The sequence below is a fragment of the Rhodococcus sp. AH-ZY2 genome (assembly GCF_030916465.1).
Classification (GTDB): domain Bacteria; phylum Actinomycetota; class Actinomycetes; order Mycobacteriales; family Mycobacteriaceae; genus Rhodococcus; species Rhodococcus ruber.
In genome coordinates this window covers 5,421,317-5,436,114 of record NZ_CP126458.1, presented here as the reverse complement: position 1 = coordinate 5,436,114, position 14,798 = coordinate 5,421,317, and the positions used below count along the sequence as shown (strand labels likewise).

Below are 14,798 nucleotides of genomic sequence, written 5' to 3'. Positions count from 1 at the left end.
GGTGATATCGAGGCGCACGCCGCCGGATCGGAGGAGCCATGAGTGAGCCGAACATCGACGATCCTGTCGTCGTCCTGAGCGACGAGGAGAGCTGGGAGCTGCTCGGCACCGAGCGGATCGGCCGGCTCGTGGTGGTCTCGGACGGACGGCCCGACGTCTTCCCGATCAACTTCGCGGTGCGTGACAGGAAGCTGTACTTCCGGACGGCCGAGGGCAGCAAGCTGGTCGAGCTGACGTTGAACGCCGAGGTGGCCTTCGAAGCCGACCACGTGGAGCAGGACCGGGCCTGGAGCGTGGTGCTGCACGGTCGAGCTCGAAACCTGGTTCGTTACAACGAGATCCAGGAGGCCGAGGAACTGGGGCTGCAAGCCTGGGTGCCCACTCCGAAGTACAACTTCGTCGAGGTCACCGCGAGCGAGATCAGCGGCCGCCGGTTCGCGCTGGTCAAGGATTGACGCGAGCCCGGCGTCAGCCCGCCACCATGCCGACGCCGAGGCCGACCATGAGCACGGCGATGCCGCCGTCGAGCACGCGCCACGAGGCGGGTCTCGCGAACACTCCGCGCAGCAACCGGGCCCCGTAACCGAGCCCGAGGAACCACACGACGCTGGCCAGCACCGCGCCGGCGCCGAACCACCAGCGTCCCGGATCCCCGTGGTGGTTGGCGACGGAGCCGAGCATCAGCACGGTGTCGAGGTAGACGTGCGGGTTGAGCCAGGTCAGCGCCAGGCAGGTGGCCAGCGCTGCGCCGACGGTGACGGGACCGCCCGCCGCGGCGGTCAGGGCCGCCGGGCGCAGCGCCCGCCGCGCGGCGAGCAGTCCGTAGCCCACGAGGAACGCCGCGCCGGCCCAGCGGATCACCCCGAGCGCGCCGGGAACCCGGTCGAGCACCGTGGCGATGCCGGCGATGCCGGCGGCGACGAGGACCGCGTCGGACAGGGCGCAGACCGCGATCACCGGCAGCACGTGCCGCCGCGCGATCGCCAGGCGCAGCACGAACACGTTCTGCGCACCGATCGCGACGATGAGCGACAGGCCGGTGAGGAATCCGACGACGACGAGGTGCATGCCACCCACGCTAGGAATCCGGCTCGATGAAGGACAGTTGAGTTTTCTTCAGTACCGTTAGAGTTTCTTCACGTGGATCTGGACTTCGCGCAGCTACGGACCTTCGCCGCGGTGCTGGACGAGGGCACCTTCGACGGCGCGGCCGCGGCGCTGCGCCTCACCCCGTCCGCGGTGAGCCAGCGGATCAAGGCCCTCGAGCAGCACGTCGGCCGGGTCCTGGTGCGGCGCACCCGGCCGGTGTCCGCGACGGCCGCGGGCGAGGCCGTGATGCGACTGGCCCGGCAGGTGGCGCGGCTCGAAGAGGACACCGCCGAGGCGCTCGGACTCACGGCCGGCCGGGACGAGTACGTGTCCGTTCCCCTCGTCGTCAACGCGGACTCGATGTCGACGTGGATGCTGCGCGCCCTGGCCCGCATGCCCGAGCGTCATCGCGCCCTGTTCGAAGTGCACCGGGAGGACGAGTACCACGCCCCCGCGCGGCTGCGGGACGGCACCGCGATGGCCGCCGTGACGTCGGTGCCCGAGCCGGTGCAGGGGTGCGTCTCCGAAAGGCTCGGCGCCATGCGGTATCACGCGATGGCGAGCGTCGACTTCGCGGACCGCTGGTTTCCCGGCGGACCGGACGCCGAGGCGCTCGGGCACGCCCCCATGCTGAGCTTCGACCGCAAGGACGACCTGCAGGACCGGTTCCTGCGCCGCCGCACCCGGCGCCGCCTCGACCCGCCGCGGCACTACGTGCCCGGCGCCGCCGAGTTCGTCGAGGCCGCGCGGCTCGGCCTGGGCTGGGGCATGCTGCCGGAACCGATGCTCACCGACACCGACGGACTCGTGTTCCTCGCCGCGGACGACCCGTTCGACGTGCCGCTGTACTGGCAGCGCTGGCGGCTCGAGTCGCCGGTGCTCGACGCACTCACCGACGTCGTCCGGCGGACCGCCGGGGAGATACTGCGCTGACAATGGCATGGACGCTGGACCCGCCGGGCGTCGAGACCGGCACCGGACCACCGAGTGCGGGCGTCGTCCCTCAATCACGGGCCAGGAGTCGTGGCCCGAGATGGTGAGCCAGCTCCAACGCGAGCTCGACGGGAAGCCGGCGCGCGCCGGGGCGGTGTCCGAGCAGTTCGGTTGCCCGGGTGACACGCTGGAGGACGGTGTTGCGGTGGGTGTGCAGGCGTGCGGCGGTGCGAGGGGCGTTTTCGGCTTCCTCGAGGAACACCCGCAATGTCTGGCGGAGACGCGCCGCACCGGGCGTGTCCGCAGCGAGCGGACCCAGCGTCGTGGCGACGAATTCGGCCGCCCGATCCAGGTCTCGAGCGGCCAACGTGGTGACTTCGAACTCGCGGTAGAGCGCGACGCGGTCGCCGCCGCGTTGCCCGCTGAGCAGGCGGTGCATGGTCAGTGCCGCGTCATGTGATCGACGGAAGCCGTCGATGCCCACTCGGGCGGGACCGACGACCACCCGAATGTTCGGCTGCGCCTTGGTTATTGCTTCGCGCAGCGCGTCGAGTGCAGGTTCGGATCCGGTGCCCAGCCACGCCCACAGCGTCGAGGTGCCCGCGGGCAGGGTGAGGGGTGTGCGGGCGCCGGCGGCCTGGGCCAGCAGCGTCGCGGCGGACTCCAGTGCCCCCTGCGTGCCGCCCGCCGGTTCGGCCCACAGGACGAGTGCGGTGTGGTGGCGAGCGAGCTGATATCCGAGGCGTTCACTGGCTCGGCGGGGGTCGATCGGGGCGCCGTCGAGGATCAGATGCACGGTCTCGGCGCGGCGGGCCAGCGCGCCGCCGAGCACCTCCTCGCGTTCCCGCTGGGCGTCGGCGATGACACGGCTCACCACGTGGTCGACGTAGTCGAACATCAGCTGCGAGGTGACCTCCAACAACTCCACGAACTGCGGCCCCGGTGGGACCATCCGTCCGGCATGAGCCAGAAACCGCTGCCAGGCGACGTTCTGGCCCCGGCGGTAGGCCTGGTAGATCACCTCGAGGTCGATGCCGCGACGCACGACGGTGCGGACGACGTCGAGGGCTTCGGGTGGCACGTCGATCGGCGCGCCCCCGACCTCACGCCGGGCGAGGGTGGTCAGCAGGCGCGCGGCGTTGGCGCGATTGCTTGCCGACATCTCCGCGGCGATCGCCGCGTCTGCGCCCAGCATCGGGGCCACCGCCACCTCGGCGGCGTCCATCTCGGCGACGAGCTGATCGATCTCGCGCAGCATCAGTTCGGCGACGTCACCGACGAGGGAAACAACTTCGGGCGCCACTGCCGCACGGAGCACGGTACAAGTGTGCCACAGCACATATCAGTGCGGAAAGAGTAGGCCGGTAGACATGTCAGCGCGTGCTGTTGCGGTTCTACTGTGAATGCCGTCACACACCAGTACACCGCTCGAGGAGACCGACCATGAACACCCCGACGACCACCGAGCAGAGCGGTCGCCACACGGAAGACACGCATTTCGACGTCTTGATCGTCGGCGCCGGCATTTCCGGCATCGGCGCGGCGTATCACCTCCGGACACGCCGTCCCGGTACGACGTTCGCAGTCCTGGAAGGCCTGGATTCGATCGGCGGCACGTGGAGCCTGTTCCGCTATCCGGGCATCCGCTCGGATTCGGATATGCCTAGCTTCGGCTACGAATTCAAACCGTGGACGCATCGGAAGTCGATCGCGGACGGCCACATCATCATGGATTACCTGCGGCAGACCGTCACCGAAAACCGTCTCGACGAGCACATTCGTTTCGGCTACCGGGTCAGCGCCGCAGAGTTCTCCTCGGCGGACGGACGCTGGACCGTCACCGCGCAGCAAGCAGGCAGTGCCGAACCCGTGCATTTCACCGCGCGATTCCTGTTCCTGGGCACCGGCTACTACGACTACGAGGAAGGCTTCACACCTCGAATCGAGGGCGCGGAGGAGTTCGCGGGCCGACTGATCCACCCGCAGCACTGGCCCGAGGATCTCGACTACGCCGGCAAGCGCGTGGTGGTCGTCGGCTCCGGCGCCACCGCCGTGACGCTGATCCCGTCGATGGCCGGCAAGGCCGGTCACGTCACGATGCTGCAGCGTTCGCCGAGCTACGTGTTCTCGATCCCGGCCGAGGACGCGATCGCGAACACCCTGAACAAAGTGGTCGGTCCCGCCCGCGCCCACCGGATCATCCGGCGCAAGAACATCATGCTCAACCGCGGGATCTACAAGGCCTGCCGGCTCGCGCCCAAGCTCATGCGCACGCTGTTGATCGCCAACGTGCGCCGGCAGCTACCCGCGAGCTTCGACGTGGACACCCATTTCACCCCGCGCTACAACCCGTGGGACCAGCGCCTGTGCATGGTTCCCGACGGGGATCTGTTCAAGGCGATATCCGCGGGGCAGGCCTCGGTGGTGACCGACCGGATCGAACGGTTCACCAAGGAAGGGATTCTGCTGGAATCGGGTCAGGAGTTGGCCGCCGACATCGTCGTCACGGCGACCGGACTCAACATGACACCGTTCGGAAAGATCGCACTGGGCGTGGACGGGCGGCCTGTGAACCTGCCCGACACGACGGTCTACAAGGCGATGATGTTGTCGGGTGTCCCGAATTTCGTGTTCGCACTGGGATACACGAACATCTCCTGGACGCTCAAAGTCGACTTGGTGTGCGAGCACTTCTGCCGACTGCTCGACTACATGGACAGCCACGGCTACGGCACCGTCGAACCAGTGCTCGACGATCCGCACATGGACCGTGTCCCCGTGGTCGACATGAGCTCGGGATATGTCCAGCGGGCCATCGCGAGGTTCCCGCGCGGCGGCACCAGCGGCCCGTGGACGGTACAGATGGCCTACGAGAAGGACGTCGAACGGCTGCGTCGCGGGCCGGTCGAGGATCCGGCGCTCGAGTTCGCACCCAGCCGCACGGCTGCCGTCGCGTCGTAGGAACGGAGCGACCGAGATGAAGAAGAATCTGACCTTCCCCAGTCACGGCGTCGCCTGCGCGGCCTGGCATATTCCGGCCGTCTCCGACGTGCTGGCCGGCGCAGCCGGACGCCCGTGCGTGGTGATGGCACACGGCTTCGGCGGCACCCGGGACACCGGCCTGATCGGCTATGCCGAGGGGTTCGCCGACCACGGAATCGACGTATTGGTGTTCGACTACCGTGGCTTCGGCGATTCGGAAGGAACACCGCGCCAGGACGTTTCCTTCCGACGTCAGCGCCAGGACTATCACGCGGCGATCGCCGCCGCCCGTCACCTGCCCGGCGTGGACGCCGATCGAATCGCATTGTGGGGAACGTCGTACTCCGGTGGTCATGTCATCGCAGTCGCCGCCCAGGACAGGCGGGTCGCGGCGATCGTATCGATGACCCCGGCGACCGACGGGCTGGCAGCGGCGGTGCAGATCGCCCGCTACGCCGGAGCCGGCCAACTGGTGCGCACCACCGGCCACGGGCTGCGCGACCTCGCTCGCCGGATCGCCGGGCGCCGACCGCACCACATCCCGGTGGTGGCACAGCGGGGAAAGGTGGCGATCATCAGCACCCCCGGCGCCGAGGAGGCCTACACCTCCATCGCCGGCCCGACGTGGCGGAACGAGATCTGCGCGCGCACAGCTCTGGAGGTGCCCGTGAACCGTCCCATCACCGCTGCCGGCCGTCTTGGCTGCCCGATCCTTGTGCAGGTGGGCACACACGACCGTGTCGCACCGCCCGTCGCCGCGCGCAGGACCGCGAAGAAGGCCGGAGCTTCTGCACTGTTGTGCGAGTACCCCGTCGATCACTTCGACGTCTACGACGGCCCTTGGCAGCAACGGATGCTGCGTGACCAGATCGGCTTCCTCACCCGCGTCCTCGAGCCGGCGCGGACCCTGCCGACCGTCGCCGTTCCGCCGAGCCGCTGACGCTCGAACCCGAGGACATTCCGAACGAGGTTCCGCCATGACATTCATCACCCCGTCCGACGCGATGTTCCTGGCGTCGGAAACCCGTGAACACCCCATGCACGTCGGCGGCCTGCACGTGTTCCGGCTGCCCGACGGTGCCCCACCCGACTATGTGCACGATCTGTATCGACGGTTGCTCGAAAGCACCGAGCCGGCGGGGATGTACCGGCGCAAACCGGCCTGGCCGGGCCCGCTGTCGGGGGCGCTGCGCTGGGCAGACGACGACGACGTCGACCTCGATTACCACGTGCGGCATTCGGCGCTGCCGCGGCCCGGCCGGGTGCGCGAACTGCTGGCCCTGGTGTCGCGGTTGCACGGCACACTGCTCGACCGGCACCGGCCGCTGTGGGAGTTCCACCTCATCGAGGGACTCGACGACAACCGGTTCGCGGTGTACGGCAAGGTGCACCACGCGCTGACCGACGGTGTGAACGCGGTCCGCAACACCGCGGCCATGCTGTCGGACCAGCCGACCGGCACACCGCGCCCGCTGTGGGGCCCGCGGCCGCGGGCGACCCGTGATCCGGCCCGCCCGCGCGGCTTCGTCAAGGACCTCGCCGGTGTCCTGCCCGCGGCGGCGCAAGTGGTCACCAAGGGGCTGCGCACACCCGATGCGGCGTTGCCGTTCACCGCCCCGAAGACCGTCTTGAACCGCCCGCTGACCGGGGCGCGACGCTTTGCCGCCCAATCGTGGCCGATGGCCGCGATCGCCGCGGTGGCCGAGCGCCACGGCGCGACCATCAACGACGTGGTGCTGGCGATGTGTTCGGGCGCGCTGCGCGAGTATCTCTCCAGCACCGCCGACCTACCGGAGAAGTCACTGGTCGCCGCGGTGCCGGTGGCTCTGCCGCGCACCGAGGGTGACGGCAACGCGGTCACGATGGTGCTGTGCCGGTTGGCCACCGACGTCGCCGACCCGGTGGAACGCCTGCACCGCATCCAGGCCTCCATGCTGGCCGCCAAGGAGGTGATGCGCGGGCGCAGCGCACTCCAGCTTTCGACGATCGGCATGCTGACCTCGATCGGTCCCACCGGTCTGGCCGCCGTGCCCGGCTTCACGTCGGTCGCGGCGCCGCCGTACAACGTGGTGATCTCCAACGTGCCCGGGCCACGCAAGCGACTCTTCTGGGGCGACGCCACGATGGAAAGTTGGTATCCGGTGTCGATGCCGGTGGAAGGCCAAGCCCTGAACATCACAGTGCTCAGCTACGCCGACAACATCGAGTTCGGTCTGATCGCCTGCCGGCGCAACGTTCCTCACCTTCAGCGGATGCTCGGCTGTCTGGACGCCGGTTTGGCGGCACTGAGCTGATCGCCGCCGCTCGACGTCCCCAGGAGCATCCACCGGTCCGGCCCGAGCGGCCGGTCGGTTAGCGTGACGGGTCCGGCCCCGGCGAGAGGACAGATGATGACCGCAGCACCGCCCGCACCGGCACGACAGCTGAGCCGGGCCCTGGCCGGCGTGCTGGCCGTCCTCGTCACCACCGGGTGGGCGGCGAACCACTTCGCCGCGATGATCCCCGTCCTGCGCGAGCACGAAGGTCTCTCGCACGCACTGCTCGACGGGGTGTTCGGCATCTACGCGCTCGGACTGCTGCCCGGCCTGGTCGGCGGCGGTGCCCTCTCGGACCGGGTGGGCCGAGCCGCGGTCGTGCTCCCCGGTGCGACGATCGCCCTCGCCGGTACCGTGCTGCTCCTCGTCCGGCACGACGCCGCCGGGCTCGTCGCGGGCCGTCTCGTCGTCGGGATCGGCGCAGGCCTGGCCATCGGGGCGGGGACCGCGTGGGCCACGGACCTGCGCGGGAAGGTCGGCACGGTGCTCGCCGGCGTGGCCCTCAGCTCCGGATTCGCCCTGGGGCCCTTCGTGTCCGGTCTGCTCGCCGAGTTCGGCCCGCGGCCGCTGTCCCTCCCCTTCGTACTCTCGGCCGCGTTGTCGGCGGCGGCCGTGGCCGCCGCGGCGGTGTGGAGCCGGTCCGCGCACTACGCGGCGGCGGACCTGCAGCCGGTCGTGCCGGGGCACGGACGGTCGGTGGCCGCCGCACTGTCCTGGTCGTTACCGCTGGCGCCCTGGGTGTTCGCCTGCGTCACTGTCGCGTTCGTGACCTTCCCGGCCCGCGTGTCGAGCGAGTACGCGGGACCGGCACTGACCGGCGCCGCGGCGCTGCTCGCCCTGGGCTCCGGGATCGTCGTGCAGGCGGCGGCGCGGCGCCGGGAGTGGGGGCCGCGGGCCGGGACGGTCGGCGCCGTCCTCGCCGGGCTCGGGTTCCTCCTCGTCGGCGCCGGCGGAGCGCACCCGCCGCTGTGGTTGCTGCCCGTCGCGGCACCCGTGCTCGGGGTGGCCTACGGGCTGTGCCTGCGCGAGGGACTGCTCGACCTCGAGTCGCTCGCGCCCAAGACTGCGCGCGGGACGCTGACCGGTGTCTTCTACGTCGGCACCTACCTGGGCTTCGCCCTGCCGGTGCTGCTCGTGGTGCTCGAGCCCGCCACCGGCGCGAGCCTGCCGCTGTTCGCGCTCGCCGTCCCGGCGTTCGTGGTCGCCGTGGTGCGGGCCCGGCGGCTGGTCGTCGCCGAGCACCCCCGCACCGCCGACGTGCCGCACGGGTGAAGAACGGCCCGGCCCTCCCGCCGGAAATTCGCTCGCCCCTCCGGAATCCGCTCCGGCAATGCCGCGCGCGGATCCACAACCGGCGCGACGATCCTGCCGACCCTCACTCCACGAGGGCGCGGAACTGCGCGTCGTACAAGCGGAAGTAGGCGCCGCCCGCCTCGAGGAGCTCGTCGTGTGTGCCCTGTTCGACGATGCGTCCGTGTTCCATCACCACGATCCGGTCCGCGTCGCGGATGGTCGAGAGCCGATGCGCGATCACAAAACTGGTGCGATCGCGGCGCAGCACCGCCGTCGCATGCTGCACGAGCAACTCGGTGCGGGTGTCGACCGAGCTGGTGGCCTCGTCGAGGATCAGGATGGACGGTTGGGCGAGGAAGGCGCGGGCGGTGGTGATCAGCTGCCGCTCCCCCGCGCTGATGTTGCCGGCGTCCTCGTCGATCACGGTGTCGTAGCCGTCGGGCAGGGACCGCACGAACCGGTCGACGTAGCTGATGCGTGCGGCCTCGAGGATCTGGTCCTCGGTGGCGTCCGGCCGGCCGTAGGCGATGTTGTCGCGGATGGTGCCGCCGAACAGCCAGGTGTCCTGCAGCACCATCCCGATGCGCGAGCGCAGCTCGTCGCGGCTCATGGTCGTGATGTCCACGCCGTCGACGAGGATGCGTCCCGAATCCAGTTCGTAGAAGCGCAGGATCAGGTTCACCAGCGTGGTCTTGCCGGCGCCGGTCGGTCCGACGATCGCGACCATCTGCCCCGGCTCGACCCGCAGGTCGAGATGCTCGATGAGCGGCCGCTCCGGCAGGTACGAGAACGAGACGTCCTCGAACTCGACCAGGCCGTACCGCCCCCACGGGGTGACGGGGGCCGGCGGATCGGGTTCCTGCTCGGGTTCGTCGAGGATCTCGAACACCCGCTCGGCGGACGCCGCCGCGGACTGCAGCAGATTGACCATCGCGCCGATCTGACCGAGCGGCTGGCCGAGCTGGCGCGAGTACTGGATCAGGGCCTGCACCTCGCCGAGACTGACGGTGCCCGACGCGACCCGCAACCCGCCGAGCACGGCGATCGCGACGTAGCTGAGGTTGCTCATGAACATCACCAGCGGCATCACCAGCCCGGAGACGAACTGGGCCCGGAACCCGGCCCGGAACAGTTCGTCGTTGGTTTCGGTGAAGCGGCGCTCGACCTCGGCGGTGCGGCCGAACGCGGTGACGAGTTCGTGGCCGGTGAAGGCCTCCTCGATCTGACCGTTGAGGTTGCCGGTGGTCTTCCACTGGGTCACGAAGTGCCGCTTCGACCGCTTCGCCACCACCGCGGTCACCACCACCGACGCCGGCACCATGAGGATCGCGACGAGTGCGAGCAGCGGCGAGATCCACACCATCATCACGACGAGGCCGAGCAGGGTGAGCACCGACAGCACCAGCTGGCTGATCGACTGCTGCAGACCCTGCGAGATGTTGTCGATGTCGTTGGTGACGCGGCTGAGCAGGTCACCTCGGGAGTGGGAGTCGAAATAGCGCAGCGGCAGCGCATGCACCTTGCGTTCCACCCGGGTTCGCAGGTCGCGGATGACGCGCTGGACGATCTCGTTGAGCCCGTACGCCGCCAGCCAGATCAGGCCCGACGACAGCAGATACAGCGCGAGCACGAACACGAGGGTGCGGCCGAGGGCGGCGAAGTCGATGCCCGCGCCCGGCACGAGCGACATCGCCGACACCATCTCCGCGAACTGGTCACGTCCCTGCGCACGCAGCGCCTCGACGGCCTGCTCCTTCGACAACCCGGCCGGCAGCTGCCGGCCGATCACCCCGCTGAAGATCAGGTCGGTCGCGTGACCGAGAACCCGGGGCGCCACCGACGACGCCACCACCCCGAGCACGGCCAGCACGAGCACCACGGATGCGGCCCACCGATGCGGCCGCAACAGGCCGACGAGCCGTTTGGTGGCCGGCCACTTCTGCCGAGCCCGGTTCTCCGGGGCGCCCGGGTCCACACCCCCGAGCCGCGGTCCCGCCTCCTTGCGCTCGGTCATGCGTTCACCATGCGCTGCGACTCGACGATCTCGGCGTAGGTCGGGCAGCTCGCGAGCAACTCCAGATGCGTGCCCGAGCCGACGACGGCCCCGCCGTCGAGGACGACGATGCGGTCGGCGTCGAGCACCGTGGACACCCGTTGCGCGACGACCACGACGCACGCATCGCGGGTCTCCGGGAACAGCGCCTCCCGCAGCCGCGCGTCGGTGGCCTGGTCCAGAGCCGAGAACGCGTCGTCGAACAGGTAGATCGACGGCCGGCGGACCAGCGCCCGGGCGATGGCCAGGCGCTGACGCTGTCCGCCCGAGACCGTCGTGCCGCCCTGGGCGACGAGGGTGTCGAGTCCCTCCGGCATCGCCCGGACGAAGTCCGCCGCCTGCGCGACCTCGAGGGCGTGCCAGAGTTCGTCGTCGGTGGCGTCGGCGCGGCCGTACCGCAGGTTCTCGGCGACGGTGCCGGAGAACAGGTAGGCCCGCTGCGGTACGAGACCGATCGCGGAGCGCAGCACCTGCGGGTCCAGCTCGCGCACGTCGGTGCCGCCCACCAGGACCGCGCCGGCGGTGACGTCGATCAGCCGCGGGATCAGCCGGAGCAGGGTCGTCTTGCCGGAGCCGGTACCACCGATCACGGCGGTCGTGCTGCCTGGTTCGGCCCGGAACGTCACGTCGCGCAGGACGGGCGCGTCGGCACCGGGGTACGCGAACGCCGCACTCCGCAACTCGAGGGTCACGGGGGTGGCGAGGGTGCGGACGGGCCGGGCCGGCGTCGGCAGCGACGATTCGGTGTCGAGCACGTCGAGGATCCGCTCGGCGCACACGGCCGCGCGCGGCGCCATCATCGCCACGAACGACGTCATCATCACCGCCATGAGGATCTGCATGATGTAGCTCAGCAGCGCGGTGAGAGACCCGACCTGCATGTCGCCGGTGTCGATCCGGTGGCCACCGAACCACAGCACGGCCACGCTCGTGGCGTTCGCGATGAGCATCACGAGCGGGAACAGCAGGGCGTTGATGCGGCCGACGTGCAACGCGGTGTCGGTCAGTTCCCCGTTGGCGACCTCGAACCGCTCCCGTTCGGTGGGCTCGCGGACGAACGCGCGCACCACGCGGATCCCGGTGATCTGTTCGCGGAGAATCCGGTTGACGGCGTCGATGCGCACCTGCATCACGCGGAAGGCCGGCACCATCCGCGCGATCAGGACGAACATGGTGATTGCGAGGACGGGCACGGCGGCGACGAGTACCAGCGACGTGCCGACGTCCTCGCGCAGCGCCATGACGATGCCCCCGATGCCCATGATCGGGGCCATCACCACGATGGTGCAGCTCATCAGCACGAGCATCTGCACCTGCTGCACGTCGTTGGTGTTGCGGGTGATGAGCGACGGCGCGCCGAACCGGCCGAACTCGCGGGCGGAGAACTCGCCGACGCGACGGAGCACGGCGAGCCGCACGTCGCGGCCGACCGCCATGGCCGTGCGCGCCGCGAAGTACACCGAACCGATCGAGCAGCCGATCTGCACCGAACTGATCGCCAGCATCACCGCGCCGGTGGTCAGGATGTAGCCGATGTCGCCGCGGGCGACGCCGTAGTCGATCAGGTCGGCGTTGAGGGCCGGCAGGATCAGCATGGTGCCGGTGGCCACCGTCTGCAGCAGCACCACCGCGAGCAGCGCCCCGCGGTGCGGGCGCAGGAACCGCAGGAGCAACCGGACCAGCATGATCACCACGCTACCGGTGCAGGGGCCCGGTTCCCGGCACCTTTTCCGCCCCCGCGGGAACGGAAGAGGTGCCCGGGCCCGGTCATGTGTGCGCCGGCTCGCGGGTGGGCTCGGGGGCGGTCAGCTCACGGCGGAGCTTCTCGCCCTCGACGTCCACGTTCGGCAGGATGCGGTCCAGCCACTTCGGCAGCCACCAGGCCTTGTCGCCGAGGAGCGCCATCACCGCCGGGATGATCACCATGCGCACGACGAACGCGTCGAAGAACACGGCGGCGGCGAGCGCGAAGCCGATCGACTTGATGAACGAGTTCGGTTCCGCGATGAAGGCCGCGAACACCGAGATCATGATGACCGCGGCGGCGGTGACCACCCGGGCGCCGTGGGCGAACCCGATCCGCACGGCCTCCTTCGCGGAGGCGCCGTGGACGAATTCCTCCCGCATGCGGGTCACCAGGAAGACCTGGTAGTCCATCGCCAACCCGAAGACCACACCGATGAGGAAGATCGGCATGAAGCTGACGATCGGCTGCGGGTTGGAGACGAGCCCGCCCCAGCCCTCCTGGAAGACCGCCACGGTGGCGCCGAACGTCGCCAGGACGCTGAGCAGGAATCCGAGGGTCGCGGTCAGCGGCACCAGGATCGACCGGAACACGAGCATCAGCAGGATGAACGCGAGCCCGACGACCACCGCGAGATACGGGACGAGCGCGCTCTGCAGGGTTTCGGACACGTCGCCCTCGAGGGCGGTCTGTCCGGTGATGCCGTAGGAGACGCCGATCTCGTCGTTCAGCTGGGCCTCCTGGTCGCGGATGCTCGAGACGAGATCCATCGTCGCCGGCTCGCTGGGGCCCGACCGGGGGGTGACCATGATCTGCGCGGTGTCACCGGCCTCGTTGACCGCCACGACCTGGGCGTTGACCACCTCGTCCTGCTCGTACAGGCGCTGCACGACCTCCCCGAACGCCTCCTGCGGCGCGACGGTGGTCTCGCGGGCGTCGGCGACGACGAGCAGCGGACCGTTGCGGCCGGGACCGAACGCCTCGTTCACGAGGTCGTAGGCCTGCCGGGCGCTGGTCTTCGGGTCGCCGGTCGCCTCGGTGGGCAGGGCGAGCTGCAGGTTCGCGCCGGGCAGCGCGAGGATGCCGAGCAGCAGCACGCCGGCGACGAGCGGGATCAGCGGCTTGCCGGTGGCCCAGCGGATGTAGCGCTGGGCGGCGCTCGGGGTGTCGGTGTCGGCCTCCGGATCGTGGTCCTTCAGGCCCGGGATGCGGCCGGCGAACGCCTTGCGCCCGAACAGGCCGAGGATCGCGGGCAGCAGGCTGATCGCGATGAGCACGGCGATGAACACCGTGAATGCGGCCGCGTACCCCATCGCGGACAGGAACGGGATCCCCACCACGCTGAGCGCCATCAGGGCGATGATCACGGTCAGGCCGGCGAACACGACGGCCGAGCCTGCGGTGCCCACGGCACGTCCGGCCGCCTCGGCCCGGTCGGCGGTGACGGTGATCTCGTGGCGGAACCGGGAGACGATGAACAGCGAGTAGTCGATCGCGACGGCGAGACCGATCATGATCGCCAGCGTCGGGGTCATCGAGCTCAGGTCCGCGAAACCGGTGGCGACGGTGATTCCGAGGCTGCCGATGGCGATGCCGATGATGGCGGTGATCAACGGCAGGCCCGCGGCGACGAGCGAGCCGAAGGTGATGGCGAGGACGACGGCGGCGATGCCGATGCCGATGAGTTCGGTGACGCCACCGGGCATCTCGGCCTCCGCGGCGGCGGTTCCGCTGACCTGGACGTTCAGCCCTGCGTCCCGGCCGATCTCCGCAGCCGCGGCGATCTGCTCACGCATCGTGTCGTCGACGTCGCCGAAGCCGCCCTCGAACGGGACGGTGACGAAGCCGACGGTACGGTCCGGGCTCAGCGGCGACAGCGCGGCCGCGTCGGCGAGCGCGGTCTCCTCCGGCTTGCCCTGCTGCTCCGCGGCGGCCTTCATCCGTTCGACGAGACCGGCGTTCGCGGCGACGGGGTCGACGAGGACGGCGGCCTGCTGCTCGGGGGTGGCGACTGCCGGGTCGATCTTGGCGGCAGCGGCCACCTTGTCGATGCCGCGGATCGCCGCGAGCACCTCGTTCATCGCCGCGAGGTTCTGCGGTTCGTCGAGGGTCCCGCCTTCGGGGGCGGCGAACACGTAGCGGGCACTGAGCGCGTTCATCGGGTCCTCGGCGTTCGGGAACCGTTCGGCGAGCAGGTCCTGCGTCTGCTGCGCGGGGGTGCCCGGGATGGAGAACGAGTCGGTCGTCGGCCCGGACAGGGTGGCCGCACCCACTCCGAAGAGGACGAGGATCGCCAGCCAGAGGGAGAGGACCGTGCCTTTTCGCCGATAGGCGAACTTGCCGATCCGATAGAGATAGGTCGCCACGGGGAACCTCGTCTTCCGGATGT

The 14,798-nt window shown here is 70.0% G+C and carries 11 protein-coding genes; 6 read left to right on the top strand and 5 right to left on the bottom strand.

Annotated features, from left to right (window positions below):
* The first annotated feature begins 38 nt into the window (after positions 1–38).
* On the top strand, positions 39–455 hold the full coding sequence (locus tag QNA09_RS26005) for a pyridoxamine 5'-phosphate oxidase family protein (RefSeq protein ID WP_017681602.1): 417 nt from the start codon (positions 39–41) through the stop codon (positions 453–455).
* 13 nt (positions 456–468) lie between these two features.
* On the opposite strand, the gene QNA09_RS26000 is transcribed toward QNA09_RS26005, so the two are convergent.
* Positions 469–1,068 carry a LysE/ArgO family amino acid transporter gene (locus tag QNA09_RS26000; RefSeq protein ID WP_040273550.1) on the bottom strand — a complete coding sequence of 200 codons (600 nt, stop codon included), beginning with the start codon at positions 1,066–1,068 and terminating at the stop codon, positions 469–471.
* Positions 1,069–1,140: 72 nt separating this feature from the next.
* On the opposite strand from QNA09_RS26000, the gene QNA09_RS25995 reads away from it, so the two are divergent.
* The gene (locus tag QNA09_RS25995) at positions 1,141–2,022 is read left to right on the top strand and encodes a LysR family transcriptional regulator ArgP (protein ID WP_040273548.1); all 882 of its coding nucleotides are present in this window, start codon (positions 1,141–1,143) and stop codon (positions 2,020–2,022) included.
* Positions 2,023–2,092: 70 nt separating this feature from the next.
* Here QNA09_RS25995 and QNA09_RS25990 read toward each other — a convergent pair whose 3' ends face one another.
* Positions 2,093–3,280: a CdaR family transcriptional regulator gene (locus tag QNA09_RS25990; protein WP_048773670.1), complete on the bottom strand. Its 1,188-nt coding sequence runs from the start codon at positions 3,278–3,280 to the stop codon at positions 2,093–2,095.
* A gap of 185 nt (positions 3,281–3,465) precedes the next feature.
* Between QNA09_RS25990 and QNA09_RS25985 the strand changes: the two genes are divergently transcribed.
* From QNA09_RS25985 to QNA09_RS25970, 4 genes are all read left to right on the top strand, one after another.
* Positions 3,466–4,983 (top strand): NAD(P)/FAD-dependent oxidoreductase, encoded by a 1,518-nt coding sequence (locus tag QNA09_RS25985; RefSeq protein WP_059174794.1) that lies wholly within the window; start codon positions 3,466–3,468, stop codon positions 4,981–4,983.
* A 16-nt stretch (positions 4,984–4,999) separates the two neighbouring features.
* Entirely contained in the window at positions 5,000–5,944 is a 945-nt protein-coding gene (locus tag QNA09_RS25980; RefSeq protein WP_010594861.1) for an alpha/beta hydrolase, read from the top strand.
* A gap of 37 nt (positions 5,945–5,981) precedes the next feature.
* The gene (locus QNA09_RS25975) at positions 5,982–7,298 is read left to right on the top strand and encodes a wax ester/triacylglycerol synthase family O-acyltransferase (RefSeq protein ID WP_102031876.1); all 1,317 of its coding nucleotides are present in this window, start codon (positions 5,982–5,984) and stop codon (positions 7,296–7,298) included.
* 93 nt (positions 7,299–7,391) lie between these two features.
* The gene (locus QNA09_RS25970; RefSeq protein WP_374121867.1) at positions 7,392–8,591 is read left to right on the top strand and encodes an MFS transporter; all 1,200 of its coding nucleotides are present in this window, start codon (positions 7,392–7,394) and stop codon (positions 8,589–8,591) included.
* 103 nt (positions 8,592–8,694) lie between these two features.
* Here the strand turns inward: QNA09_RS25970 and QNA09_RS25965 are convergent, their stop codons facing one another.
* The 3 genes from QNA09_RS25965 to QNA09_RS25955 all read right to left on the bottom strand — a co-directional run bounded on the left by QNA09_RS25965 (position 8,695) and on the right by QNA09_RS25955 (position 14,775).
* A complete protein-coding gene (locus tag QNA09_RS25965) occupies positions 8,695–10,626 on the bottom strand; it encodes an ABC transporter ATP-binding protein (RefSeq protein ID WP_010594858.1) in 1,932 nt (643 codons plus the stop codon).
* The gene (locus QNA09_RS25960; protein ID WP_026137972.1) at positions 10,623–12,350 is read right to left on the bottom strand and encodes an ABC transporter ATP-binding protein; all 1,728 of its coding nucleotides are present in this window, start codon (positions 12,348–12,350) and stop codon (positions 10,623–10,625) included. The genes QNA09_RS25965 and QNA09_RS25960 overlap by 4 nt, the downstream gene beginning before the upstream one ends.
* Before the next feature lie 82 nt (positions 12,351–12,432).
* Complete coding sequence (locus QNA09_RS25955) at positions 12,433–14,775, bottom strand: MMPL family transporter (RefSeq protein ID WP_017681609.1); 2,343 nt, start codon at positions 14,773–14,775, stop codon at positions 12,433–12,435.
* Positions 14,776–14,798: the final 23 nt, after the last annotated feature.